The following is a 22,924-nucleotide window of genomic DNA, read 5'->3' as shown; positions in this document are numbered from 1 at the left end:
CTTGAAGTGTGGACAGGGGCGGCGCGCGCTCAGCAAGCAGCGGACAGGGCGATGGCGCGGTCGACCATCTGTGGAGCCAGGCCCAGGTAGTTGGCCGGGTCCGTCAGGCGGTCGATCGTGGCGCGGTCGAAGTGCTTCGTGACCTCGGGCAGTGCGGCCAGGGCCTCGGCCAGCGTGCCGCCCTGCTCGTTGACGGTGCGGCAGGCGTCGTAGACCACGTCGTGCGCCTGCTGGCGGCCGATGTGTGGAGCCATGCCCATCATCACGGCCTCGGCCACGATCAGGCCCTTGGTGATGCCGAGGTTGTGCGCCATGCGCGCCTCGTCCACGATCAGCCCGCCCAGCGCAAACTTGGCCTGGTGCAGCGCGCCCGAGCTCAGGATGAAGCTCTCCGGAATCGCGATCCACTCCGCATGCCAGGGGCCGGTGGCGCGCTCGAAGTCCTGCACCATCGCGTCCACCATCAGCCCCGCGTGCTGGCGCACGGCCTTGCTGGCGGCCAGCATGAGCTCGCTGGAGATCGGGTTGCGCTTTTGCGGCATGGTGCTGCTGGCACCGCGGCCCTTGACGAAGGGCTCGTAGACCTCGGCGAACTCGGTGGACGCCATGATCATGATGTCGAGCGCGATCTTGCCCAGCGAGCCCGTCACCAGCGCCAGCAGGTTCACAGCCTCGGCGAAGCCGTCGCGCGCCACATGCCAGGTGGTGGCCGGCACGCCCAGGCCCAGCTCCTCGGCCATGGCCTGCTGCACCTCGAAGCCCTTGTCCCCCAGCGAGGCCAGCGTGCCGGCGGCACCCGCGAACTCGACCAGCGCCACGCGCGGCCGCAGCTCGGCGATGCGCTGCTGGTGCCGGTCGAACATGGCCAGCCAGATCGCGACCTTGTAGCCGAAGGTGACGGGCAGCGCCTGCTGCAGGTGCGTGCGGCCGGCCATGGGCGTGTCGCGGTGCTTCTTGGCCAGTGCGGCCAGGATGGCGCGCAGCTCGCGGATATCGGCGTCGATGCTGTCCAGCGCATCGCGCACCTGCAGCGCGACAGCCGTGTCCATGATGTCCTGTGTGGTCGCGCCCCAGTGCACGTAGCGGCCGGACTCGCCGCACATGGCGACGAGCTGGTGCACCAGCGGCAAGATGGGGTAGCCCACGATGTCGGTCTCCTCGCGCATGTGGTCGAAGTCGATGCGCTCGAGCTTCGATTCGCGCGCGATGACGTCGGCCGCCTCGCGCGGGATCACGCCGCAGCGCGCCTCGGCGCGGGCCAGCGCGACCTCGGCATCGATGTAGCGCTGGATCAAGGCCGTGTCGGCGAAAATCGCGCGCATCTTCTGCGTGCCGAAGGCGTCGCGAAACAGGATGGAATCGACAACTGTGCTGGCCATCGGAAGCGAGGGGATCGGCATGCGGACCTTTCGTGTGGAAGAGGACGAAAATTTATATGTTCGGACATATTGAATTTATATGTTCGAACATAACCACGCCATGGGGTTTACCCTGACATATGACGACGCCCACCGACACCGCTGCGCCCAAGGCCAACTTCACCAACATCGCCCGCCATCTGCAGGAGGCCATCGCCACCGGCCACTTCACCGTGGGCGCGCTGCTGCCCACCGAGCTGGAGCTGTGCAAGCACTACGGCACCAGCCGCCACACGGTGCGCGCCGCACTGGCCGAGCTGCAGGCGCTGGGCCTGGTGTCGCGGCGCAAGAACGTGGGCACGCGCGTGGTGTCGGCCAGGCCGCGCGCGGGCTTTCGCCCATCACTGGCCTCGGTGGACGATCTCGTGCAGTTCGGTGCCGAACACCTGCGCGTGGTGCAGACCATCGCGCAGGCGAAGGTCGAGGGGGCGCTGGCCAGGGAGCTGGGTTGCGCGGATGGCGCGGTGTGGCTGCGCATCTCCAGCCTGCGGCTGGTGGCCGATGGCGCCGGTGTGCCGATCGGATGGACGGACGTCTACATCGACCCGGCCTATGCCGACATCGGCGAGATGGCGCGCGCCAACCCCGATGCGCTGATCAGCAGCTTGATCGAGGAACGCTACCAGCGGCAGATCGCCGAGATCGCGCAGGACGTGCGCGCGTCCACCATCGATGACGCAGCCATGGCCCAGGCGCTCAAGCTGCCGGCCGGCGCGTCCGCGCTCAGGATCGTGCGACAGTATTTCGACGCGCAAGGCGAGATGTTCGAGGCGTCCGTCTCGGTGCACCCGGCGGACCGGTTCTCGGTGTCGATGCGGCTGCGCCGCTCGCCCGCCTGAGGGCCGCCCGGCCGCTCAGTCCAGCGGCTTGATGTCCAGCTCTTTCGCCAGCCGCACCCAGCGCGCCTCGTCGTCCTCGACCTGGCGCTGCATGGCCTGCGGCCCGGGCGGGGCGACCTCCATGGCCATGCCGACCAGGCGCTCGCGCACGTCGGGCATCTGCAGCACCTGGGCCATGGCGCCGGCCAGCTTGTCGACGATGGGCTGCGGCAGCTTCGCCGGGCCCATGACGCCGAACCACTGCTCGTAGTCCATGCCGGGCACGCCAAGCTCGGCGAAGGTGGGCACGTCCGGGAAGTCGGCGTTGCGCTGCGCGCCGGTGACGGCCAGCGCGCGCAGCTTGCCCGACTTCAGGTGCGGGCCGGCGCTGGCCAGCGTGGTGATCATGGTCTCGACCTGGCCGCTCATGAGGTCGACCAGCGCGGGCGACGAGCCGCGGTAGGGCACGCTCACGAACTGCAGGCCGGTGCGCGCGCGGAACAGGTCGACCACCACGCTGCCCGTGCCGGCGATCGCCATGGTCATCTTGCCGGGCTGCGCTCTGGCATGGGCCAGCGCCTCGCGCGCGGTCCTGGGCGCAAAGCCGGGGGTGGCCAGCCAGAAGGCCGGCGAGCGGCCGACCAGCGAGACGGGGGTGAAGTCCTTTACCGCGTCGTAGGGCATCTTCTTCGTGTAGATCGGAATGCTGGTGTGGAACACGTCGACCAGCACCAGGGTGTAGCCGTCGGGCGCGGCCTTGGCGACCGCGTCGGCGCCGATGACGCCGCCGGCCCCGCCCTTGTTCTCCACGACCACGCTCTGCCGCAGCAGCGGCCCCAGCTTGTCGGCGATCTGCCGGCCGATGCCGTCGGAGCTGCCGCCGGCCGGGAACGGGATCACGAGCCGGATCGGCTTGTTCGGGTAGTCGGTCTGGGCCTGGGCCGGTGCGGTGCCGGTGGCCAGGGCCAGCACGGCGAGCGCCGCGCCCATGCGCGACAGCGCGCGGCGGCGCAGCGGGGGGATGGGGGCGCGCAGCGCGGCCGATGGGGGCACGGGGGTCATGTGGTGGTTTCTCCTCGCCGGCGATCGTGCCAGACCGCGCCGGTGCCGCCCCTCGGGCAAAACGCTAAACCGCGGCCTGCTCGATGTCCTCGATGGCGGCGGCCATCCAGTCCTTGCGCAGGCTCTCGGGCGCGGGCAGCGGGCCGGGCGCGACGAGCCAGCGGCCGTCGTCCTGGCGCTGCAGGGCCGCGCCGGTGTCGGCCCACAGCAGCCAGGCCAGCCAGGCGGTGGTGGCCGGCGTGACGGCCTCGGCCGTGGGGGCCTCCAGCGGCCAGACCAGGGCCTGGCGGTCGCGCACGAGCAGCCGGCCTTCGTGGATCTCGGCCGCGCCGGCCAGGGCTTCGTCCAGCACCGCAAGCGGCGGGCGGCCCTTGCCCTGGTCGGCGAACCAGCGGCCCCAGGCGGCCAGCTCGGTGCCGATGGCGATGGTGCGCGCGGTCTCGGCCTGCATCAGGTCGGCGTGGTCCATGCTGCGCCAGTCGATCGGCGGCGGGCGGCAGCCGGCCACGCCCGCGGCGCGCAGGAAGCCGTCGTAGCGCACAGCGTAGTCGGGCCGCACGAAGCCGGCGCAGGCGATGCCGATCTGCGTCACGCGCCCGGCCAGCAGCTGGTCCTGCTGGACCATGAGCTTTTCGCGCAGCAGGATGTCGCGCTCGCCGCGCAGGCCGGCCAGCTCCAACGCGTTCTTGAGGTCGGCGCGCAGGCTTTCAAGGTCCCAGGGCTTGGTGATGTAGCGGTAGATCTCGCCGGAGTTGATGGCCTCGATGGCCTCGCCGAGTTCCGAATAGGCCGTGGTCAGCATGCGCACGATGCTGGGGTGGTGGTCGCGCGCATGGCGCAGCAGCTCGTTGCCGTGGGCGCCGGGCATGCGCTGGTCGGACACGAGCACGGCGATCTCGTCGCCATGGGCCTGCAGCACGGCCTTGCCGGCTTCGACGGAGGAAGCGGTGAGCACCGGCGCGAGTGGACTGACCAGGCGCTCGAAGTACTTCAGCGCCATGGCCTCGTCGTCCACGTACAGGATCTTCTCGGGTCGTTTGTTCATGCCTTGGCGTCCTCGATGCTTTGGAAGTTCAGCGAAACGCTGGTGCCCTGTCCGGGCTCGGAACTGATCTCGATGCTGCCGCCGATGGATTGCATGACGCGGCTGCAGAACAGCAGGCCCATGCCGTGCCCGCCGGCACTGGCCCGCGTGGTGACGGGCTCCACCGTCAGCCGCGAAAGGATGTCGGGCGGGATGCCCGGGCCGTTGTCGGTGAAGCGGATCCAGGGCTGCGTGGGCAGCCCCGGCAGCGCGCCGCGGCCGTACTCCAGGCGCAGCTGCGGCGCGCTCTGGCCGTGCAGGGCCTGCAAGGCGTTCTTGGTCAGCGAGCACAGGACGAGGTACAGCAGGTCGCGCCGGCCCGGCAGGCTGAAGTCCTCGTGCTGGCGCAGCACGACCCAGTCGTGCTCCTCGCCGTCGAAGGGGTACTCGGCCAGCAGCGACTTGAGCAGTGCACCCGCTTGCACCGTGCGGTCCTTGCCGCCGGGGTAGGCATTGCGCGCCGACTGCACGAACGTGCTGACCAGCGACTGGCAGTACAGCGCGCGGCGTTCGGCCGAATCGATGGCGGCCATGACCTCGCCCGGACGGTGTTCGCGGAAGACGGCCCGGCCGTTGCCCGACTCCAGCGCCTGGTAGCGGTCGCGCAGCGCGCCCATGTAGCCGCGCACGGTGCCCAGCGGGGTGTTGAGCTCGTGCGCGAGGAAGCCCAGCGTCTCGCGCATGGCCATGGCCCGGCTCTCGTGCAGCGCGCGCTCGCGCTCGCGAAAGCGGTACAGCGTCAGCGCGTCGCGCAGGGCCTGGCGCGCCGCCGGCTCGTCCAGCGGCTTCTCGAGGATGCGAAACACCTGGCCTTCGTTCACGGCGGCGACCGCCATGTCCTTGTCGGCGTAGGCGGTGGACAGCAGCGGCACGACATGGCGGTGCTCGCGCTGCACGGCGCGCAGCAGGTCCAGGCCGTTGCGCCGCGGCATGCGGTAGTCGGTCACGAGCACGGCGATCTCGTGGCCGCGCGCACGCAGCAGCGCCAGCGCCTCGTCGACACCGGCGACGGCCTCGATGCGGAACTCGCTCTCGAAGGTGCGGCAGAACCATTTGCGCGACAGCGCCTCGTCGTCCACCAGCAGCACGGTGCAAGCTTCGGAATCCAGGGTCGGGGTGAACATTTAGGCCAGGTCTCCTTGTGGTTGTGGCCGGGCTTGTGTGGTGGCCGTGGCCAGCGCCAGGTCGAAGCTGAACTCGGTCCAGGCCCCCTCCTCGCTCTCCACCGCCAGCAGGCCGCCATGGCGCTGCACGATGGCATAGCACACGGCCAGGCCCAGGCCCAGGCCCTGGCCGACTTCGCGCGTGGTGAAGAAGGGCTCGAACACGCGGCTCAGGTTGGCCGGCGGGATGCCGGTGCCGTTGTCGCGCACGCGCACCTGCAACCGGCCGTCCACATGGGCGACGTGGATGCGGATCTGCCGCGCGCGTCCGGGCTCGGCCTGCGCGGCCTTGTGCAGCGCCAGGCCCGCGTTGCCGAGCAGGTTCACGAGCACGCCGATGATGGCCGGCTCGTCGCCCAGCACATGCGTGTCCATCGGCAGCTCGGTCGTGATCTCCACGCCCTTGAGCTCGAAGCCGGTCAGCCGCAGCGCGGACTGCATAGCCTTCTCGAACAGGAAGATGCGGTTGCCGTCGCCACCGGGCTTCTGGTAGGCGAAGGTCTTCAGGTCCGTGACGATGCTCTGCACGCGCTGCATGCCTTCCTTGGCATCGGTGAGGCTTTCCTTGAGGTCCGCGCTGACGGCCACGGCCTTGTCCATCAGCGCCATGTTGAGCGCCATCATGCTGTAGTTCACCGGGTTGTTGACCTCGTGCAGCAGCCCGGCCGACAGCGTGCCCAGCGCCGCCATCTTTTCCTGCTGCATCATGTGGCCCTTGATCTGGGCCAGCGCCTGGTTGGTGCTCTGCAGCGAGGCGTTCTTCTCGGCCACCTCGCGCTGCAGCGCGAACAGCTTGAGCCGCGCGCGCTCGTTGAAGACCGTGCACACGGCGGACGCGATCGCCGAGAACAGCAGGAAGATGGTGTTGCCGATCAGCGCGCCATGCGGCACGGGGCTGTGGTCATGCAGCAGCCCGGCGACGAAATAGCCCAGGCAGGTGAAGGTGCCCAGCCCCAGGGACTGCACCAGCCCGATCGGCAGCACGATGCCGGCCGCGTACAGCGCCAGGCTCAGGCCGAACACGTAGGGCGAGCGCGCACCCTCGGTGAAATAGATCATGCCCACGATCATGATCTGCGGCAGCACCAGCCAGGTCAGCGTGAGGCCGCGCGCGTAGTCGCGCGCCGGCCGCGTGTACAGCAGCGCCAGCAGCACGCAGAGCAGCACCGTCGTGAGCCCGCGCGCGATGCCCAGCGGCAGCGCGTACTGCGGGTAGAAGGCCAGGTCCAGCCCCACGCCGCCGGGCACCAGCACGCACGCGACGATGCAGCCGGCGCGGCTGTAGGCCAGGCGGAAATTCGCCAGCTCGGCGTCGTAGTCGGCGCGCAGCGCGCTCATCGCCCACCCCGGCCCTGCGGGCTGTGGCGCAGCGCCCCGTCGGGCAGTCGGGTCGCGCGCATGGCTCAGCCTCCGGCCGGCGCGGTCAGCAGTTGCATGAACACGTTCACGCCGGTGGCGTCGGTCCACAGCCGCTGGATGCTGGCACCCAGTGGCGCGATGGCGCGCATGCCGGCCTCGTCGCGGTAGATCAGGTGCCACTCCAGCAGGTGCTCCATCACGTGCCGGTCCGGGTTGCGGCCGTGCACGTTGGTGACCAGCACGCCGCCGCCAGGACGCGTGCGCCCGACGAAGTATTCGAGCAGCCGGTTGCAGACCTTGTCGGACAGGTAGTCGAACAGCCCGGCGCAGTAGACGAAGTCGAACTGCGCGTCCAGCAGGCGGCGCGCGCCGGAGCCGCGCTTGAGCAGATTGTGCACCGACTCGTGGACCAGCTCCACCTGCACCTGCGTGCCGCGCCTGGCGCAGGCCTGGTCGATCATGCTGCGCGTGTAGGCCAGCGTCTCCTCGCTGAAGTCCATCAGCGTGAAGACGAAGCGCTCGGGCGTGGGGTGGCTGGCGATCAGGCGCTGGATTTCGATGGCCGGACCGCAGCCGACGTTGAGCACGCGCACCGGCCCGTCATGGCCGGGCGCATCGGTCAGCGCGGACAGCGTGTCCACCAGGATGTCGATGCGGTTGCGGTGCGCGCGCGCCACCGCGGCCTCCAGGAAGAAGGCGTTGATGATCTGGAAGTAGGTGCTCGCGCCTTCGCGCGGGTCGCCCAGCATCTGGTTGACCATCTCGTAGTCGCCGGCATAGCCCAAGGGCTTGGCGAAGGCGCGGTAGACGAAGGGCGCGCGCAGGATCAACGGATGGATGGCGGTCTGGGCAAAGGCGCGGTGGCCCGGCTGCAGTTCCTCGGGCACGCCGCGCGCCACGTCCTCGAGCCGGTCGATGCAGCCGCGCACGCGCTGGATCAGCGGCGAGGCGATTTCGAAGAAGACATCGTCGCGCAGCCGGCCCTCGGCGTTCTTGGGCAGGGCCGCGGCCATGTCGGCCTGGTCCACCCAGCGCGACACGTCGGACAGGAAGGTGCGCATCTGGCTCACCGCCACCTGGTAGTCCTGGCCGATGTTGAAGCGCGCGTCCCAGTCCTCCACGAAGGCCTGGGCCTGCAGCGCATACGAGGCCGGCCCGTGGCCCATGACGGAAAGCTCGTCCCACTCGTCGGTCAGCGTCACCGACACCACGGCCATCAGGCCCGTGTTCAGCAGGCTCACCACCACCGCCTTGCCGCGGTAGACGGCGCGCTCGCCCGAACGCACGGTGAGCTCGCTGAGCACCTCGCTGACCTGGACGATCGAATAGGGGTTGTAGACCTCCATGACGAGCGAGCGGCGCTGGTAGTTGGTCAGCACGCCGCGCACGATCTCGCCCTGGCTGTTGCGGAAGGTGACAACGGCGTCGATCGAGCGGGGGGACAGCACGGTGCGAACCTCGGAGCGCTCAGCGCGCACGGATGCGGCGTGCGTCCTCACCCCGCACCATGGCACTTCTTGAATTTCTTCCCGCTGCCGCAGGGGCACAGGTCATTGCGGCCCGGCGCGGCGGCGTCGCGGCGCACCTGCACCACGCGCGGGCCCAGGGTGCGGCCCATCTGGCGCAGGTCGTAGACGGCCCAGACGGCTTCGCCGAAGGCTTCGAGCCGGGCGGAGGACATGCTGGGCGGACCGTCTTGGCCGTCTTCGGTCTCGAAGGCCGACACCTCGGCCGGGCCCTCGTCGTCCTCGCACAGGTCGGCCAGCGCCGCCATGGCTTCCTCCAGCCAGCGGGCGGCTTCCTTGTCGCGCGCCGGGGCGGTCCATTCGTCGGGCCAGGTTTCGACGGCGAGCATGAAGCCCAGCGCCCAGACCTGGGCAAAGGCCGGCAGCTCGGGGTCGGCGTCCGCTTCGTCCACGCCGGCCTGGCCCAGGGCCTGGGCCCGCTCGTCGGCCGGCATGGCGGCGATGGCGCCGCGCACGTCCAGCACCTGCGGGCAATAGGCGCGCTCGTCGTCCAGGCTGTCGACCTCGGCGTCCAGGCCGGCCGCGATCTCCTGCCAGCGCTGCCCCCACAGCCGCTCGAAGCGCTGCTGCCGGGCCGCGTCGGCGAACAGCGTGCTCAGGCTGTCTTCGGAGTCCAGCAGCACGGGCCAGTATTCGGCTGGCAGGATGGGGCTGCGGCAGCACACCAGCGCGGCCATGAAGCCCTCGCAGAACTCCCACTGCGGCACCTGGGGGCTGCGCTCGCGCAAGCCGTCCAGCAGCGCGTCGAGCTCGTCGAAATCTGCAGGCTGCAGCGGCGACGCCACTGGCATCGGAGCGGCGGCTGCACGGGTGGTCGGGGGGGAGTTGGAAGACATCTGGAAACCAATGGAAAAGCGTGCATACAGAAAATTTCAAGTATGCAAAGTGCAAACACGCTCAAATTTGAATACCGCGCAACGAATTGCGACAGGTGAACGAATCAAGCATCAAGTTTGCCAGCGCTCAAGCGCCAATCACCGGCATTAAGTCCAGAGCCGCCGAAGCTTTGGTAACAAAAGGTTGCCAAATGTCAACGCCATGGGCCGCCATTCGCTTGCGCGTGGCCAGCACTGCCTTGTCCTTGGTCGCCAGCAGCGCGCCATGGGCCAGGGCCAGGTCGAGAAAGGGCTGGTCGTCCGGGTCGGTGCAGCGCACGGGCGCGGCCGGCACAGGCGCGGCCATCCGGCTCGCCGCGTCGAACGCGGCCAGCACCGCATCCGGCGCCAGCGCCCGCGCGCACAGGGACGAGGCGACCCGCGGATAGGCCAGCACGCGTGCCAGCTCCTCGCGCATGCCGGGCAGCACGCGCCAGCACAGCCGGCCGTCGGCCAGCGCCGCGCGCAGCGGCTGCACGGAGGGATCGTCGAAGACCAGCAGGTCCAGCACCACGTTGGTGTCGATCACCACGGCGCGTGGGCTGGCCGCGTGCATGGCGTCAGCGGGCCGGCGCTGCGGGCGGGTTGCGCGCCGAGCCGGCCACCATGTCGAAGCGGAACAGCCGGCACTCGATCGGGCCGTTCCACATCGGCACGCGGCGCGATTCCTTCAGCCGCATCTTGCCGGGCAGCTTGAGGTCGGGCGTGAGCATCCAGGCCGTCCAGCCGGCGTAGTGCTTCTTCCAGTGCGTGGCCAGGCGCGGGAAGAAATCGGCCGCGCCGTCGTCGGTCTGCGCGGCCTCGCGGCGGCCGGCGACACCGGCGACCTCGATGCGCTCGCCGTAAGGCGGGTTCAGCAGCATCACGCCGCTGGCCACAGGCGGCATGCGCTGCAGCGCGTCGCCACCGCGGAACTGGGTGACGGCCGCGACGCCGGCACGTTCGGCATTGCGCTCGGCGAAGTCGACCATGCGGTGGGCCACGTCGCTGCCGAAGACCTCGGTGGTCGGCGCGTGTTCGGCAGCCTGGGCCTGCTCCTTGAGGCCGGCCCAGACATGGGGCTGGAACGGCAGCATCTTCTCGAAAGCGAAGCGGCGCCGGCTGCCGGCCGCGATGCCGCAGGCGATCTGCGCGGCCTCGATGGCAATGGTGCCGCTGCCGCAGCAGGGGTCGTACAGGGGCGTGCTCGCGTCCCAGCCGCTGGCCGCGAGCATGGCGGCGGCCAGCGTCTCCTTGAGGGGGGCGTCGCCCTTGTCCTCGCGCCAGCCGCGCTTGAAGAGCGGCTCGCCCGAGGTGTCGATGTACAGCGTGGCGTGCTCGGTGGTCAGGTGCACGTAGATGCGCACGTCGGGCCAGCGCGTGTCCACGTCGGGCCGTTCGCCGCGCTTGGCGCGGAAGCGGTCGGCGATCGCGTCCTTGACCTTGAGCGCAGCGAAGTTCAGCGAGGTGAGCGGGCTGTGCTGCGCCGTGACCTCGACCTTGAAGCTTTGTTTCGGCGTGAACCAGATTTCCCAGGCCACGTTGCTGGCCGCGTCGTACAGGTTCTGCTCGTTGCGGTATTGGGTGTGCGACAGCTCGATCAGCACGCGCTGCGCCAGGCGGCTGTGCAGGTTGAGCAGCTGCGCGTCGCGCCAGGAGGCGCGCATCAGTACGCCGCCACGCAGCACGCGCAAGTCTTCGCCTTGCAGGCCGGTCAGCGCGTGGGCCTCTTCGGCCAGGAAATCCTCCACGCCGGCGGCGCAGGGCAAAAACAGTCGGAGCTGTTGCATGGGTGGTCTCCGGCCCCGGCGGGGCGGCTACAGGGCTTTGCGCAGATTCGTGGGAGCGATGCGCAGGGCTTCGCGGTACTTGGCGACGGTGCGCCGTGCGCATTCGATGCCCTGCTCCTTGAGCATCTCGGACAGCTGGCTGTCCGACAGCGGCTTCTTGGCATCCTCGGCGCTGACGAACTGCTTGATCAGCGCGCGCACGGCCGTGCTGGAGGCGTTGCCGCCGGTCTCGGTGCCCAGCGAGGAGCCGAAAAAATACTTGAGCTCGAAGGTGCCGAACGGCGTGGCCATGTACTTGGCCGTGGTCACGCGGCTGATGGTGGACTCGTGCAGGCCCAGTTCGTCGGCGATCTCGCGCAGCACCAGCGGGCGCATGGCCAGCGCGCCGTGCGTGAAGAAGTTCTTCTGCCGCTCCACGATGGCGTTGGACACGCGCAGGATGGTGTCGAAGCGCTGCTGGATGTTCTTGATGAACCAGCGCGCCTCCTGCAGGCGCTGCTGCAGCGCGGCGGTGTTGGACGCCTCGCGCCCGCCGCCCTTGTGCTGCTTGAGCGCGTTGGCATAGATGTCGTGCACGCGCAGCCGCGGCATCACGTCGGTGTTCAGCGTGACCTTGAACCGCGCCTGGTTGCCGCGGCCCACCTTGACCACGATGACGTCCGGGATGACGACATTGCGCTCCACGTCCACGAACTTGCGGCCCGGCTTGGGCTCCAGCCGCGTGATCAGCGCCAGCGCGGCCTTGACGCCGGCCTCGTTGTCGCCGCACAGGTGCATCAGGCGCTTGAGGTCGCGCCGGGCCAGCAGGTCCATGGGCTGGCGGCACATGCGCAGCGCCGTGCGGCGCAGCTGCGGCGTGACGGCCGCCTCGGGCAGGGCCTGGACCTGCAGCGCCAGGCATTCGCCCAGGTCGCGCGCGCCCACGCCGACCGGCTCCAGGCTTTGCAGCAGACGCAGCGCCACCGTGAAGCGGTGCACCAGCTCTTCGAGCAGTTCGGGGTCGTCGCCGGCGAAGCCCTGCGCCAGCTCCTGCAGCGGGTCTTCCAGGTAGCCGTCGTCGTTCAGCGATTCGATCAGGAAGCGCAGCGCGGCCGTGTCCTCCTCGGACAGGCGCAGCGCCAGGGCCTGGCGGTGCAGGAAGCTGGCCAGCGACTCCTGGCTGCGCGCGAGCTCGGTGGCGTCGGCATCGCCCTCGTCGCCCAGGTTGTTCTTGCGCGCGGGCGCGTCGCCGCCCCATTCGCCGTCGTCGGGCGCGACATCGTGCGTGCCGTCGCCTTCCCAGTCATGGGCGTCGTCCTGCCCGGTCAGCGGCGATTCGGTGTCGTTGCGGTTGTCGGCACCGGTCTCGGCGGCGTAGTCCTGCCCGGCCGGGCCCATGGATTCGGCGTCGCGGTCCTCGTCGCGCACTGGCGCGTCGGACTGGGCCAGGCCGAAATCCTCACGCGGCGCCTCTTCCATCGAGTTTTCGAGGAAGGGGTTCTCGTCCAGCATCTGCTCGACTTCCTGGGCCAGCTCCAGCGTGGACAGCTGCAGCAGACGGATCGACTGCTGCAGCTGGGGCGTCAGCGCCAGGTGCTGGGAGACGCGGAGGGACAGGCCTTGCTTCATTGTCCTTCTGGCTTACATGCGGAAGTGCTCGCCCAGGTAGACCCGGCGCACTTCGGCGTTGTTGACGATCTCGGACGGCGTGCCCTTGGCGAGCACGGTGCCGTCGGACAGGATGTAGGCGTGGTCGCAGATGCCCAGCGTCTCGCGCACGTTGTGGTCGGTGATCAGCACACCGATGCCACGCTCCTTCAGGAAGCTCACGATGCGCTGGATCTCGATCACGGCGATCGGGTCGATGCCGGCGAAGGGCTCGTCCAGCAGGATGAAGCGCGGCTGCGTGGCCAGCGCGCGCGCGATCTCCACGCGCCTGCGCTCGCCGCCGGACAGCGCCAGCGCCGACGAGGCGCGCAGGTGCTCCACGCGCAGGTCGGTCAAGAGGCCGGTGAGGCGCTCCTCGATCTCGGCGCCGCTGTAGGCCTTGCCTTCGGGCGAGCGCTGCAGCTCGAGCACCGCGCGCACGTTCTCCTCGACCGTGAGCTTGCGGAAGATGGACGCTTCCTGCGGCAGATAGGACAGGCCCAGCCGCGAACGGCGGTGGATCGGCATGTGCTCGACCGGCTGGCCGTCGATCGCAATGGCGCCGGCATCGGCCCGCACCAGGCCGACCATCATGTAGAACGAGGTGGTCTTGCCCGCGCCGTTGGGGCCGAGCAGGCCCACGACCTCGCCCTTGTTGACGGTCAGCGAGACGTCCTTGACGACCTTGCGGCTGCCATAGGACTTCTGCAGATGGCGGGCGACCAGGCTGCTGCCGCTCGCGTCCAGCGTGCTGTCGGGCGCCGCCACGCTACTTCTTCCCCCCGTCCAGCTGCGGGCTGGAACGCAGGGGCTGGGTCGGTGCCGACGGCGCAGCCGGCGCGCTGGCTGACGGCTGCGGCGTGAGCACGGCGCGCACGCGTCCGGAGCTGCCCGGGCTGGTGCCGGGCTTGGCGGCATCGACCGTGAACACCTCGGTCACGTTGTCGTAGACGATGACGCCGCCGGTGACTTCGTCGTTGAGCTTCGTGCCCAGGTAGCGGCGCAGCACGGCGCGGCGGATGAAGGTGACTTTGTCGGCCCGGCCGTCGTATTCGACGACTTCGCCCTCGCCTTCCATGAACTCGTCCACGCCTTCGCGCTTCTGGCGGAAGAAGGCCCGCTCGCCCGGCGCCGCCGTGGCGACGCCGAACTGGTAGCCCTGGGCGTCCTTGCGGATTTCCACGCGGGCGCCACGCATCACGATGGTGCCCTTGGTCATGACGACCTGGCCCGTGAAGACGTTGATCTGCTTCAGGTCGTCATAGCGCATGGCATCGGCTTCGATGTTCATGGGCTTGTCGCGGTCCGCCCGCTCGGCCTGGGCCAGGCTGGCGGCAAGGCTGAGGGCGGCACAGACGAGGAGTTTGGCGTAAGGGTTATTCATAAAAGGCACGAATCTTGCTCGGCCATTGTAGCGGCGCGATTGGGCCGCAAAAATGACAAGGCCCGCACACGCGGGCCTTTGTTTTGCGCAAGCGCCGATCAGGACTTGTTCTTGCCGCGCTGTTCGGCCACCAGTTGGTCGGTCACCACCAGGGCCCGGTCCATGGACTGGGCCAGCGTGCCGTCGGTGTAGTAGCGGCCGTTGATCCCCAGGGCCGGCACGCCGGCCAGCTTGTAGGCGTCCTGCAGCTGGGTCGCCTTGCGCACCTTGGTGCTGACGCCGAACGAGTTGTAGGTGTCCGTGAACTTGGCCTGGTCGACGCCGGGCTGCTTGGCGGCCCAGGCGAGCACGGTCTCGTCGCGGTTCAACTGCTGCTTCTCGACGTGGATCGCGTAGAAGGCCTTGCGGTGCAGGCTTTCCACCAGGTTCAGGGCCTCCAGCGTGTAGTAGAGCTTCTGCAGCGGCACGAAGTCGTTGCGGAAGGCGACCGGCGATCGGCGGAAGGCCACGTCCTTGGGCAGCTTCTTGACCCAGTCCTCCAGCCGCGGCTCGAAGGCATTGCAGTGCGGGCAGGCATACCAGAAGAACTCGACCACCTCGATCTTGCCGGGCGCCGATTCGACGGCGGCGGGCTTGTCCAGCACCAGGTAATCGGTCCCGGCCTTGGCCGACCCGCCACCGGCCTGCGCCAGCGCCAGGGGGGCCTGGGTCAGGCCCAGTGCCGATACCGCCAGACCGCTGGTCCAGGCTTTCGAGAACTCACGACGTTTCATTGGTTTCACTCCTTGGCGGGGTCAGACCTGCGCGGCCTGACAAAAGTTTCAGCGCTGGACGCGCACCAGGGCCGTGTCGGCGCCCGTGCTGCTCAGCCGGTCCTTGGTGCGCTCGGCCTCTTCGCGGTCCCGGTAGGGGCCCATGCGCACGCGGTAGACGGTGCGGCCGGCCTGTTCGCGCTCGGTCACGCGGGCTTCCATGCCCATCATGGCCAGGCGGGCACGCTGGGTTTCGGCGTCCTCGGGCGTGCGGAAGGCCCCGGCCTGCACGAAATAGTCGAAGGGATCGGCTGCCGCCGTAGCGGTCGCGGGTGCCGCGGCCACGGTGGGAGCCGCCACCGGGCCGGGCTTGCCGGCAGCGCGTGCCCGGGCCAGGTCGCCCAGCGGATCGGCCGATGGCGCGGGGCGGGCGGCCGGGGCCGGCACGGCGGCCGTGGCGGCAGGCGCCTGGGCCTCGGGCGGCGCCACGATGGACGGGCCGGCTGGCGCCGCGGGTGCCATGGGGCGTGCCGGGTTGCGGCCATGCAGCGGCGCGTTCGGGTCCCAGTTCTGGTTCTTCTTGTTCTCGGCCGCGTCATGGTCGGCCGTGCGGCCCTGCGTCTTGCCGCTCATGAACGGGATCGGCACCTTGGTCACGTAGACCGCCACGGCCAGAGCCGCGACCAGGCCCACGACCACGCCGACGATGAAGCCGATGATCGTGCCGCCCAGTTGGCTGCGCGGGCTGCCCGCCTTGCTCTTGCCGCCGGCCGAGGGCCGCTTGCGTTGTTCCGTTTGCTTCATCTGTCTACATTTTCTCGGGGGCACTCACCCCCAGCATGGCCAGTCCGTTGCAGAGCACCTGCGCGGTCGCAGCGACCAGGGCCAGGCGGGCGGCCTTGACGGCCTCGTCGTCGACCAGGATGCGCTCGGCATCGTAATAGCTGTGGTAGCTGGCCGCGAGTTCGCGCAGGTAAAAGGTGACATCGTGCGGTGCGAACTCGGTGGCGGCGCTGGCCAGCATGTCCGGGTAGCGCGCCAGCAGCAGCATCAGGGCCTGGGCCTGCGGGCTGTCCAGCGGCGACAGGTCCACGTCCTTCAAGCTGGCACGGTCGCCGCCCCAGGCCGTGAGCACCGAGCAGATGCGCGCATGGGCGTACTGCACGTAGTAGACCGGGTTGTCGTTGCTCTTCTCGATCGCCAGGTCGACATCGAAGGTGTATTCGGTGTCGGGTTTGCGCGAGAGCAGGAAGAAGCGCACGGCGTCCTTGCTGGTCCACTCGATCAGGTCGCGCAGCGTCACGTAGCTGCCGGCGCGCTTGGAGATCTTGACCTCCACACCGGCGCGCATCACGCGCACCATGGTGTGCAGCACGTAGTCGGGGTAGCCCGGCGGGATGCCGACATCGGCCGCCTGCAGTCCGGCGCGCACGCGCGCGATGGTGCCGTGGTGGTCCGTGCCCTGGATGTTCACGACCTTGGTGAAGCCGCGCTGCCACTTGGCGATGTGGTAGGCCACGTCGGGCACGAAGTAGGTGAAGCCGCCCTCGGACTTGCGCATCACGCGGTCCTTGTCGTCGCCGTAGTCGGTGGACTTGAGCCACAGCGCGCCGTCCTGCTCATAGGTCTTGCCGGAGGCCTGCATGCGGGCCACGGCATCGTCGACCTTGCCGCTGGTGTAGAGGCTGGACTCCAGGTAGAAGTTGTCGAAGTGCACCTGGAAGGCCTTCAGGTCCAGGTCCTGCTCGCGGCGCAGATAGGCCACGGCGAACTCGCGGATCGCGTCCAGGTCGTTCACATCGCCGTTGGCCGTGACTTCGCGGTCGTCGGCCTTGACAGATTTCTTGGCGAGGAAGTCGGCGGCGATGTCGGCGATGTACTCGCCGTTGTAGGCCGCGGCCTTCTCGCCGCTGGGCCATTCGGCATCACCCGGCTTGAAGCCGAGCGCGCGCAACTGCGTGGAGCTGGCCAGCGTGGCGATCTGCACGCCGGCATCGTTGTAATAGAACTCGCGGTACACGTCCCAGCCCTGGGACTGGAACAGGTTGCAGATGGCATCGCCCAGCGCCGCCTGGCGGCCGTGGCCCACGTGCAGCGGGCCGGTGGGGTTGGCCGAGACGAATTCGACCAGCAGCTTGCGGCCGTTGGCGCTCTGCACGCCGAACTGCGCGCCAAGCTGCAGCACTTCGCGCACGACCTGCTGCTTGGCAGCGGCTTTCAGCTTGAGGTTCAGGAAGCCCGGGCCGGCGATGTCGATGGACTCGACCCATTGCGCGGCGGCGGGCTGGGCCAGCAAGGCCGTGCGCAGCTGCTCACCGAGCTGGCGCGGGTTGAGCTTGAGGGGCTTGGCCAGTTGCATGGCCGCGGTGCAGGCGAAGTCGCCATGGGCGGCGACCTTGGGCGTCTCGAAGGCCGCGCGGGAACCGGCGCCGGGCGACACCTGTTCGAGCGCTGCGCCCAATGCAGAGAGCAATTCTTGTTTGACGGAGAACATCCAGGGATTTTAGGTGGGGCCCCGGGTGGGGGCTCAGCGTGGTCCGATGGGCAGGGCGGCGTAGAGCATGGCGCCTGGCTCGGGAGCGGTCGGGCGCTCTGATTGGGCGATGGCCAGCAGCCAGTGGCCACGCACGGCATGTTCCTGCCCGCCCTGCAGCCAGGGCAGCGGCGCGGCATCGTGCAGGCGCTCGGCCAGCAGCGCGTCGGGCAGCGCCACGGGACGCTCCTCGAACGTCTGCACACGCAGACCCTCGCCCACCGGCGCGCCCTCAGCCTCGCGCAGCGCGCAGACCCAGCGCGACAGATGGCAAAGATGCGGGCGCATGCGCGCGCTCATGGGCGTGGGCTCGCGCAGCAGGCGCTGGTAGGCGTCTTCTTCGAGTACCCAGGCGTCGCGCAGGCCGTACAGCGTGAGATAGCGCGGGCCCGTCTGCGGCCAATGCGCGCCATAGCGCCGTGCCCACAGCATGCCGGGCACGGTGAGCCGCTCGGGCACGTGCTCCTCGGCATGCCAGGCGTTGTACTCAGCGTCGAGCTCGGGCGTGACGCCGTTCCACAGCGCCAGCAGGGCTGTCGCTTCAGGCATCGCCCACCTCCGGGTACAGCAGCACCTTGCTGGCCTGCTTGCCATGCGCGAGCGCAAAGCCTTCTTTCGCCTGCGACAGCGGCAGCACATGGCTGACCATGGGGCGCAGCACTGCGTCCATCTCGGCCAGCAGCGCGAGCGCCAGCGGCCAGTCGGACTCGGGCGGGCGGAATGAGCCGCGCAGCTGCTGCTGGTTGCGCACCAGTGGCGTGAGGTCCAGCGCCAGCGGCCGGGCGTGGATGCCGGTCACGACCACGATGCCGTTGCGGCGCAGCAGGGCCAGCGCCTCGGTGATGGTCTCGGGCACGCCCGTGGCCTCGAACACGACGTCGAACGGCGCGCCATCGGTGTGCGGGCGCGTGCCCTCGGCCAGGGTCTGGCCTTGCACATCGACCAGCGCGTCGAAGCCCATGGCGCGCAGCGCATCGAAGCGCACCGCGTCGTCGAAGCCGCTGACGACCACCTGGGCAGCGCCCGCGCGCCGCGCCAGCGCCGCAATGCCCTGGCCGATGGTGCCTGGCCCCATGACCAGCACGCGCAGGCCGGTGACATCGCCCGCGATGCGCAGGGCCTGCATGGAGATCGTGAGCGGCTCGGTCAGCGCAGCCAATTCGTCGCTGAGGCCGTCCGGCACGGGCACGCAGTTGCGCCGCGGCACGCGCACCCATGCCGCGAAGGCGCCGTCGCGCGTCATGCCGATGCCACGGCGGCGCTCGCAGGCGTCGTGCCGGTTCTCGCTGCAGGCGGTGCAGACGCCGCAGGTGACCGAGGGCCGCACCACCACGCGCTGGCCGGCCTGCGTGACGCCGACGAATTCATGGCCGATGGTGACCGGGATGCTGGGCGCGATGAAGGCGTAGCTGGGCGTCCAGTCGTCCACGTGCAGGTCGCTGCCGCAGATGCCGGTGGCGCGCACTTGCACCAGTACCTCGCCGTCGGCCGGCACGGGGGTTGGCACGTCCACCAGTTCGAGTCCGGCGGCGGCGCGGGTTTTTTGCAGGGCTTGCATGGTCGTTTCAGTCGACGGTGATGCCGACCTTCTGGATGATCGCGCCCCACTTCTTGCCCTCGGCTCCGATGAAGGTCTTGAAGCTGTCGGCTGTACCGCCGCCGATGATGAGGCCCTGCTTGGCGAAGGCCTCGCGCACGCCGGCATCCTGCATCACGGCGTTCACATCAGCGTTGATGCGCGCCACGACCTCAGGCGGCGTGCCGCTGGCCGTGAACAAACCGTTCCACGCCAGCGCCTCGAAGCCCGGGTAGCCCTGCTCGGCGACGGTCGGCACATCGGCCATGCCCTCCATGCGCTTGAGGCTGGTGGCGGCCAGCAACCGGATGCGGCCACTCTGCATCAGCGGCAGCAGCGCGGGCGCCACGGTGAACAAGCCATGCGTCTCGCCCGAGGCCAGCGACAGCCCGGCCGGCGGCGAGCCGGCGAACGGCACGTGCACCGCGTCGAACCCCGCCGTGTTGCGGAACAGCTCCATCGTGAGGTGCGAGGAGCTGCCGGCACCCACCGACGCGTAGCTGACCTTGCCTGCCTGCTGCTTGGCCCAGGCCACGTACTCGGGCAGCGTCCTGGCCGGGTTGTCGGCCGGCACGGCCAGCACGTTGGGCTGCGAGGACGTGAGCACGATGGGCAGCAGCTCGCGCGCCGGGTCATAGCTCATCTTCTTGTACATGTACGGCCCGAACGCGATAGGGCCGTTGAAGCCGATGCCCAGCGTCAGGCCGTCGGCAGGCGCCTTGGCCACCACGCCCATGCCCAGCATGCCGCCGGCACCGGGCTTGTTGTCCACCACGATGGGCTGCTTCCAGCGCTCGCGCAGCTTGTCGCCCAGCGTGCGGGCGATGAAGTCCAGCGAGCTGCCGGCCGGCGCGGGCACGACGATCTTGACGGGCTTGGACGGCCAGCTTTGCGCGGAGGCGGCCAGCGCCAGGCCGCAGCCGAGCAAAAAGGTGACGAGTCGTTTCATGGGGGAATGTCTCCGGGTTGGGATGGCACGGATTCTGGCGGTGGCACCGCGATAGGCCAAACACCGATCGCGTATGGTCGCCATACTCACGAGGTATGGGGGAGACGCATCCATGGAACTGAGGCACCTGCGTTATTTCATCGCCGTGGCCGAGACCGGCAACCTGAGCCGCGCGGCCGAAAAGCTGTTCATCGCGCAGCCGCCGCTGTCGGTGCAGATCCGCCAGCTCGAAGACGAGATGGGCACACCACTGTTCGTGCGCCACCCCAAGGGCGTGCGGCTCACGGCGGCCGGCGAGGCGCTGATGCCCCAGGCCCGCGCGCTGCTGGACCGCGCCGGCCATTTGAAGGAGACGCTGCATGGCGACGGCACGGCCGGCCTGCTGTCGCTGGGCTACGTGCCCTCGGCCAGCAGCACAGTGCTGCCCGACCTGGTGCGGCTGCTGCGCGCCACGCACCCGGGCCTGCGCATCGAGCTGCGCGAGATGATCAGCAGCGAGCAGGCCGAGGCGCTGGTGATGGGCCACCTGGACGCGGGCATCGCGCGCACGCTGGCGCGCCATCCGCGGCTGGTGGCGCCGGCGCAGATGGCCGACCCGTTCTGCCTGGCCGCGCCCGCACAGCCCGATGCGGCGCGCACGCCCATCGACCTGCGCAAGCTGGCCGAGCAGGACTTCGTGGGCTTCACGCGCCACCGCGGGCCCGCCTACTTCGACCAGTCCATTCACCTGTGCGCGCAGGCCGGCTTCAGCCCGCGCATCCGCTACGAGGCGAGCACCGTGCACGGCGTGCTCGACCTCGTGGCCGCGGGCCTGGGCCATGCGCTGGTGCCGCAGTCCACCGTGCTGCTGGCGCGGCCCGGCGTGACGTTCCGTCGCATCCGCCGGCCGGCGCAGGACCAAGCGCTCGCGCTGCTGCGTCGCAAGGGCGATGCACGGCCGCTGCCGCTGCTGCTGGACCAGGCCATGGCCACGATCCTGGCGCGGCTCACGCAGCGCATCGCGAACGAACTGTGACCGACTCGTCATCCACACATGGGCTGCGGCGTTTAGAGTGCATCGGCTGTCGCCCGACATGCTCCCCGTTCAACACATTCCAAGGACACCTATGTTGAAAACCGCCTCCCTGATCCTCGCCGCCGCCTTCGCCCTGTCCATGGGCACCGCCCATGCGGCCGACGACGCCAAGCCCGGCTCCAAGCTGGGCGCCTGCAGCAAGGAAGCCGCCGCCAAGGGCCTCAAGGGCGATGAGCGCAAGCAGTACCTGTCGGACTGCAACAAGGGCATCACGCCCGCCGCCGCAGCAGCCGACGCACCGGCCAAGTCGGGCTCCAAGCTCGGCGCCTGCAGCAAGGAGGCCGCCGCCAAGGGCCTGAAGGGCGACGAGCGCAACAAGTACCTGTCGGACTGCAACAAGGGCATGGCCGCCGCGGCCGACAAACCGGGCTCCAAGCTGGGCGCCTGCAGCAAGGAAGCCGCAGCCAAGGGCCTGAAGGGCGAGGAGCGCAACAAGTACCTGTCGGACTGCAACAAGGCCTGAACCGCACGCCACCCACCCCGACACAACGGCCCCGCAAGGGGCCGTTTGCGTTGCTACTTGCCGAAGCCGCGCGCCAGGAACACGGCCAACAGCGCCACGATCGGGACAAGGTGCGCCTGCACCATCACGGTCTTGCGCGTGCGGCGCACCTCGTCCTCGGCCGGCAGCGCGCCGCTCGCCCGCAAGGCCTTGCGCCAGCGCAGGAAGGTCAGCGTGGGCTTGATCGACATCAGCCCGATCACCACGAACAGCGTGACCTTGCCGTGCAGCAGCGGGTTGGTCCAGTACCAGCCCAGGCCCTTGGCGCCCCAGTAGCTGCGCGCCAGCCCGGTGGCCAGCACGACGATGGAGGCGATGCCGTAGAGCATGTCCACGCGCGCCAGCCGCTCGACGATGCGCGCGTTCATCCATTCCACGCGGCACAGTGCGGCCTCGCTGGCCAGGAAGGTCACCATCGTGAAGATGGCCAGCCAGTGCACGTAGGCGAGCAGGGTTTCAAGCAGCATGTTTGTCCTTCGTGGTGGTGCCGGCCTGGCCGCTCCAGAACACGGGCCGGCCGTAGTGGTGTTTCAGATGGTCGATCCACAGGCGCACGCGCAAGGGCATGTGCTTGCGTTGCGGGAAGACGGCGTAGATGCCGCTGGGCGCGGCGGCGAAGTCCTCCAGCACGGCCACGAGCCGGCCGCTGGCCAGCTCGGCCTCAACCTCCCAGGTGCTGCGCCAGGCGATGCCGTAGCCGGCCAGGCACCAGTCGTGCAGCACCTGGCCGTCCGAACAGTCCAGCGGGCCGCCGGGCTTCAGGTGGATGAGCTCGCGGCCGCCACCGGCCGCCGGCACCTGGAACGCCCAGCCCCGCGTCTGCGAGGCGTCCGACGACAGCACCAGGCAGTCGAAGCGCGCCAGGTCGGCCGGCCGCTGCGGCGTGCCGTGGCGCTTGAGGAATTGCGGCGTGGCCACGCACAGCCGCCGGTTGTCGGCCAGTCGCACGCTGACGAGCGAGGAGTCCGGCAGGTCGCCCACGCGCACGGCGCAGTCGAAGCCCTCGGCTGCCAGGTCGACCACGCGGTCGGACAGGTTCAGCGAGATGCTCACGTCCTGGTGCAATTCGCGGAACCAGGGCACCAGTGGCGCGACATGGCGCCGGCCGAAGCCGGCCGGCGCCGTCACGCGCAGGTGGCCCGTCGCCTTGACGCCCCCGGCGCTGACGCTGGCCTCCGATTGGGCCAGGTCGGCGAGCAGGCGCTGGCAGTCCTCCAGGAAGGCGCTGCCCTCGTGCGTGAGCGTGATGCGCCGCGTCGTGCGCGCCAGCAGGCGCACGCCCAGCCGCGACTCCAGTGCGTCGAGCCGGCGCCCCATGACGGCCGGCGCCACGCCCTCGGCCTTGGCGGCGGCGGTGAGGCTGCCGCGCGCCGCCACCGCCACGAAGGATTCCAGCTGCGTGAGTCTGTCCATGCCGCGCGATTATGCGGAGCGCCGGCCTCGCTGCGGCCCG

The 22,924-nt window shown here is 69.7% G+C and carries 23 protein-coding genes; 3 read left to right on the top strand and 20 right to left on the bottom strand.

Going from position 1 to position 22,924, the window contains the following annotated elements; all coding sequences use genetic code 11:
- Positions 1–29: 29 nt before the first annotated feature.
- Complete coding sequence (locus tag ASF43_RS27740; protein ID WP_369803353.1) at positions 30–1,379, bottom strand: adenylosuccinate lyase family protein; 1,350 nt, start codon at positions 1,377–1,379, stop codon at positions 30–32.
- Between the two features lie 119 nt (positions 1,380–1,498).
- Between ASF43_RS27740 and ASF43_RS27735 the strand changes: the two genes are divergently transcribed.
- Entirely contained in the window at positions 1,499–2,257 is a 759-nt protein-coding gene (locus ASF43_RS27735; protein ID WP_056188919.1) for a GntR family transcriptional regulator, read from the top strand.
- Positions 2,258–2,272: 15 nt separating this feature from the next.
- On the opposite strand, the gene ASF43_RS27730 is transcribed toward ASF43_RS27735, so the two are convergent.
- The 17 genes from ASF43_RS27730 to ASF43_RS27650 all read right to left on the bottom strand — a co-directional run bounded on the left by ASF43_RS27730 (position 2,273) and on the right by ASF43_RS27650 (position 19,894).
- Positions 2,273–3,298: a tripartite tricarboxylate transporter substrate binding protein gene (locus ASF43_RS27730; RefSeq protein WP_056188915.1), complete on the bottom strand. Its 1,026-nt coding sequence runs from the start codon at positions 3,296–3,298 to the stop codon at positions 2,273–2,275.
- A 64-nt stretch (positions 3,299–3,362) separates the two neighbouring features.
- Positions 3,363–4,343 (bottom strand): response regulator, encoded by a 981-nt coding sequence (locus tag ASF43_RS27725; RefSeq protein ID WP_056188912.1) that lies wholly within the window; start codon positions 4,341–4,343, stop codon positions 3,363–3,365.
- Positions 4,340–5,506, bottom strand: coding sequence for a hybrid sensor histidine kinase/response regulator (locus ASF43_RS27720; protein ID WP_056188909.1), 1,167 nt, complete (start codon positions 5,504–5,506; stop codon positions 4,340–4,342). The genes ASF43_RS27725 and ASF43_RS27720 overlap by 4 nt, the downstream gene beginning before the upstream one ends.
- On the bottom strand, positions 5,507–6,883 hold the full coding sequence (locus ASF43_RS27715; RefSeq protein ID WP_056188905.1) for a sensor histidine kinase: 1,377 nt from the start codon (positions 6,881–6,883) through the stop codon (positions 5,507–5,509).
- Between the two features lie 65 nt (positions 6,884–6,948).
- A complete protein-coding gene (locus ASF43_RS27710; protein ID WP_056189255.1) occupies positions 6,949–8,352 on the bottom strand; it encodes a class I SAM-dependent methyltransferase in 1,404 nt (467 codons plus the stop codon).
- 47 nt (positions 8,353–8,399) lie between these two features.
- Positions 8,400–9,221, bottom strand: coding sequence for a UPF0149 family protein (locus ASF43_RS27705; RefSeq protein WP_156373553.1), 822 nt, complete (start codon positions 9,219–9,221; stop codon positions 8,400–8,402).
- Positions 9,222–9,393: 172 nt separating this feature from the next.
- A complete protein-coding gene (locus ASF43_RS27700; protein WP_082498214.1) occupies positions 9,394–9,861 on the bottom strand; it encodes a putative toxin-antitoxin system toxin component, PIN family in 468 nt (155 codons plus the stop codon).
- Positions 9,862–9,865: 4 nt separating this feature from the next.
- Positions 9,866–11,074: a class I SAM-dependent RNA methyltransferase gene (locus ASF43_RS27695; protein WP_056188899.1), complete on the bottom strand. Its 1,209-nt coding sequence runs from the start codon at positions 11,072–11,074 to the stop codon at positions 9,866–9,868.
- Between the two features lie 27 nt (positions 11,075–11,101).
- A complete protein-coding gene (locus ASF43_RS27690) occupies positions 11,102–12,682 on the bottom strand; it encodes an RNA polymerase factor sigma-54 (RefSeq protein ID WP_056188896.1) in 1,581 nt (526 codons plus the stop codon).
- Between the two features lie 12 nt (positions 12,683–12,694).
- Complete coding sequence (gene lptB, locus ASF43_RS27685) at positions 12,695–13,468, bottom strand: LPS export ABC transporter ATP-binding protein (protein ID WP_056188894.1); 774 nt, start codon at positions 13,466–13,468, stop codon at positions 12,695–12,697.
- Position 13,469: 1 nt separating this feature from the next.
- A complete protein-coding gene (gene lptA / locus ASF43_RS27680; protein WP_056188892.1) occupies positions 13,470–14,084 on the bottom strand; it encodes a lipopolysaccharide transport periplasmic protein LptA in 615 nt (204 codons plus the stop codon).
- Between the two features lie 98 nt (positions 14,085–14,182).
- Positions 14,183–14,857: a thiol:disulfide interchange protein DsbA/DsbL gene (locus ASF43_RS27675; protein WP_056188889.1), complete on the bottom strand. Its 675-nt coding sequence runs from the start codon at positions 14,855–14,857 to the stop codon at positions 14,183–14,185.
- Between the two features lie 48 nt (positions 14,858–14,905).
- Complete coding sequence (locus ASF43_RS27670; protein ID WP_082498213.1) at positions 14,906–15,640, bottom strand: SPOR domain-containing protein; 735 nt, start codon at positions 15,638–15,640, stop codon at positions 14,906–14,908.
- A 4-nt stretch (positions 15,641–15,644) separates the two neighbouring features.
- Complete coding sequence (argS, locus tag ASF43_RS27665) at positions 15,645–17,330, bottom strand: arginine--tRNA ligase (protein WP_056188887.1); 1,686 nt, start codon at positions 17,328–17,330, stop codon at positions 15,645–15,647.
- Between the two features lie 33 nt (positions 17,331–17,363).
- Positions 17,364–17,918 carry a DUF4286 family protein gene (locus ASF43_RS27660; protein WP_056188884.1) on the bottom strand — a complete coding sequence of 185 codons (555 nt, stop codon included), beginning with the start codon at positions 17,916–17,918 and terminating at the stop codon, positions 17,364–17,366.
- Entirely contained in the window at positions 17,911–18,927 is a 1,017-nt protein-coding gene (locus ASF43_RS27655; RefSeq protein ID WP_056188880.1) for a zinc-binding dehydrogenase, read from the bottom strand. Before ASF43_RS27655 ends, ASF43_RS27660 begins: the two co-directional genes overlap by 8 nt.
- Before the next feature lie 7 nt (positions 18,928–18,934).
- Positions 18,935–19,894: a tripartite tricarboxylate transporter substrate binding protein gene (locus ASF43_RS27650; protein WP_056188877.1), complete on the bottom strand. Its 960-nt coding sequence runs from the start codon at positions 19,892–19,894 to the stop codon at positions 18,935–18,937.
- Positions 19,895–20,006: 112 nt separating this feature from the next.
- Between ASF43_RS27650 and ASF43_RS27645 the strand changes: the two genes are divergently transcribed.
- Positions 20,007–20,909, top strand: a complete 903-nt coding sequence (locus ASF43_RS27645; protein ID WP_056188874.1) for a LysR family transcriptional regulator — start codon at positions 20,007–20,009, stop codon at positions 20,907–20,909.
- A 94-nt stretch (positions 20,910–21,003) separates the two neighbouring features.
- A complete protein-coding gene (locus ASF43_RS27640; protein WP_200932627.1) occupies positions 21,004–21,432 on the top strand; it encodes a PsiF family protein in 429 nt (142 codons plus the stop codon).
- A 53-nt stretch (positions 21,433–21,485) separates the two neighbouring features.
- On the opposite strand, the gene ASF43_RS27635 is transcribed toward ASF43_RS27640, so the two are convergent.
- A complete protein-coding gene (locus tag ASF43_RS27635) occupies positions 21,486–21,938 on the bottom strand; it encodes a DUF2214 family protein (protein ID WP_056188868.1) in 453 nt (150 codons plus the stop codon).
- Positions 21,928–22,884 (bottom strand): LysR family transcriptional regulator, encoded by a 957-nt coding sequence (locus ASF43_RS27630; protein WP_056188867.1) that lies wholly within the window; start codon positions 22,882–22,884, stop codon positions 21,928–21,930. The genes ASF43_RS27635 and ASF43_RS27630 overlap by 11 nt, the downstream gene beginning before the upstream one ends.
- Between the last annotated feature and the right edge of the window lie 40 nt (positions 22,885–22,924).

The sequence above is a fragment of the Pseudorhodoferax sp. Leaf267 genome (genome assembly GCF_001422405.1).
Taxonomy (GTDB): Bacteria; Pseudomonadota; Gammaproteobacteria; order Burkholderiales; family Burkholderiaceae_C; genus Pseudorhodoferax.
This window is presented reverse-complemented; position numbering and strand designations above follow the sequence as displayed.

Bases quoted from the DNA above. Each gene is read 5' to 3' on its own strand.
- ASF43_RS27655 (WP_056188880.1), bottom strand. From the start codon at position 18,927: ATGCAAGCCCTGCAAAAAACCCGCGCCGCCGCCGGACTCGAACTGGTG.
- ASF43_RS27675 (WP_056188889.1), bottom strand. From the start codon at position 14,857: ATGAAACGTCGTGAGTTCTCGAAAGCCTGGACCAGCGGTCTGGCGGTA.
- ASF43_RS27740 (WP_369803353.1), bottom strand. From the start codon at position 1,379: ATGGCCAGCACAGTTGTCGATTCCATCCTGTTTCGCGACGCCTTCGGC.
- ASF43_RS27700 (WP_082498214.1), bottom strand. From the start codon at position 9,861: ATGCACGCGGCCAGCCCACGCGCCGTGGTGATCGACACCAACGTGGTG.
- ASF43_RS27730 (WP_056188915.1), bottom strand. From the start codon at position 3,298: ATGACCCCCGTGCCCCCATCGGCCGCGCTGCGCGCCCCCATCCCCCCG.
- ASF43_RS27735 (WP_056188919.1), top strand. From the start codon at position 1,499: ATGACGACGCCCACCGACACCGCTGCGCCCAAGGCCAACTTCACCAAC.
- ASF43_RS27695 (WP_056188899.1), bottom strand. From the start codon at position 11,074: ATGCAACAGCTCCGACTGTTTTTGCCCTGCGCCGCCGGCGTGGAGGAT.
- ASF43_RS27705 (WP_156373553.1), bottom strand. From the start codon at position 9,221: ATGCCAGTGGCGTCGCCGCTGCAGCCTGCAGATTTCGACGAGCTCGAC.
- ASF43_RS27650 (WP_056188877.1), bottom strand. From the start codon at position 19,894: ATGAAACGACTCGTCACCTTTTTGCTCGGCTGCGGCCTGGCGCTGGCC.
- ASF43_RS27645 (WP_056188874.1), top strand. From the start codon at position 20,007: ATGGAACTGAGGCACCTGCGTTATTTCATCGCCGTGGCCGAGACCGGC.
- argS (WP_056188887.1), bottom strand. From the start codon at position 17,330: ATGTTCTCCGTCAAACAAGAATTGCTCTCTGCATTGGGCGCAGCGCTC.
- ASF43_RS27715 (WP_056188905.1), bottom strand. From the start codon at position 6,883: ATGAGCGCGCTGCGCGCCGACTACGACGCCGAGCTGGCGAATTTCCGC.
- ASF43_RS27720 (WP_056188909.1), bottom strand. From the start codon at position 5,506: ATGTTCACCCCGACCCTGGATTCCGAAGCTTGCACCGTGCTGCTGGTG.
- ASF43_RS27630 (WP_056188867.1), bottom strand. From the start codon at position 22,884: ATGGACAGACTCACGCAGCTGGAATCCTTCGTGGCGGTGGCGGCGCGC.
- ASF43_RS27660 (WP_056188884.1), bottom strand. From the start codon at position 17,918: ATGCCTGAAGCGACAGCCCTGCTGGCGCTGTGGAACGGCGTCACGCCC.
- ASF43_RS27725 (WP_056188912.1), bottom strand. From the start codon at position 4,343: ATGAACAAACGACCCGAGAAGATCCTGTACGTGGACGACGAGGCCATG.
- ASF43_RS27690 (WP_056188896.1), bottom strand. From the start codon at position 12,682: ATGAAGCAAGGCCTGTCCCTCCGCGTCTCCCAGCACCTGGCGCTGACG.
- lptA (WP_056188892.1), bottom strand. From the start codon at position 14,084: ATGAATAACCCTTACGCCAAACTCCTCGTCTGTGCCGCCCTCAGCCTT.
- ASF43_RS27635 (WP_056188868.1), bottom strand. From the start codon at position 21,938: ATGCTGCTTGAAACCCTGCTCGCCTACGTGCACTGGCTGGCCATCTTC.
- ASF43_RS27670 (WP_082498213.1), bottom strand. From the start codon at position 15,640: ATGAAGCAAACGGAACAACGCAAGCGGCCCTCGGCCGGCGGCAAGAGC.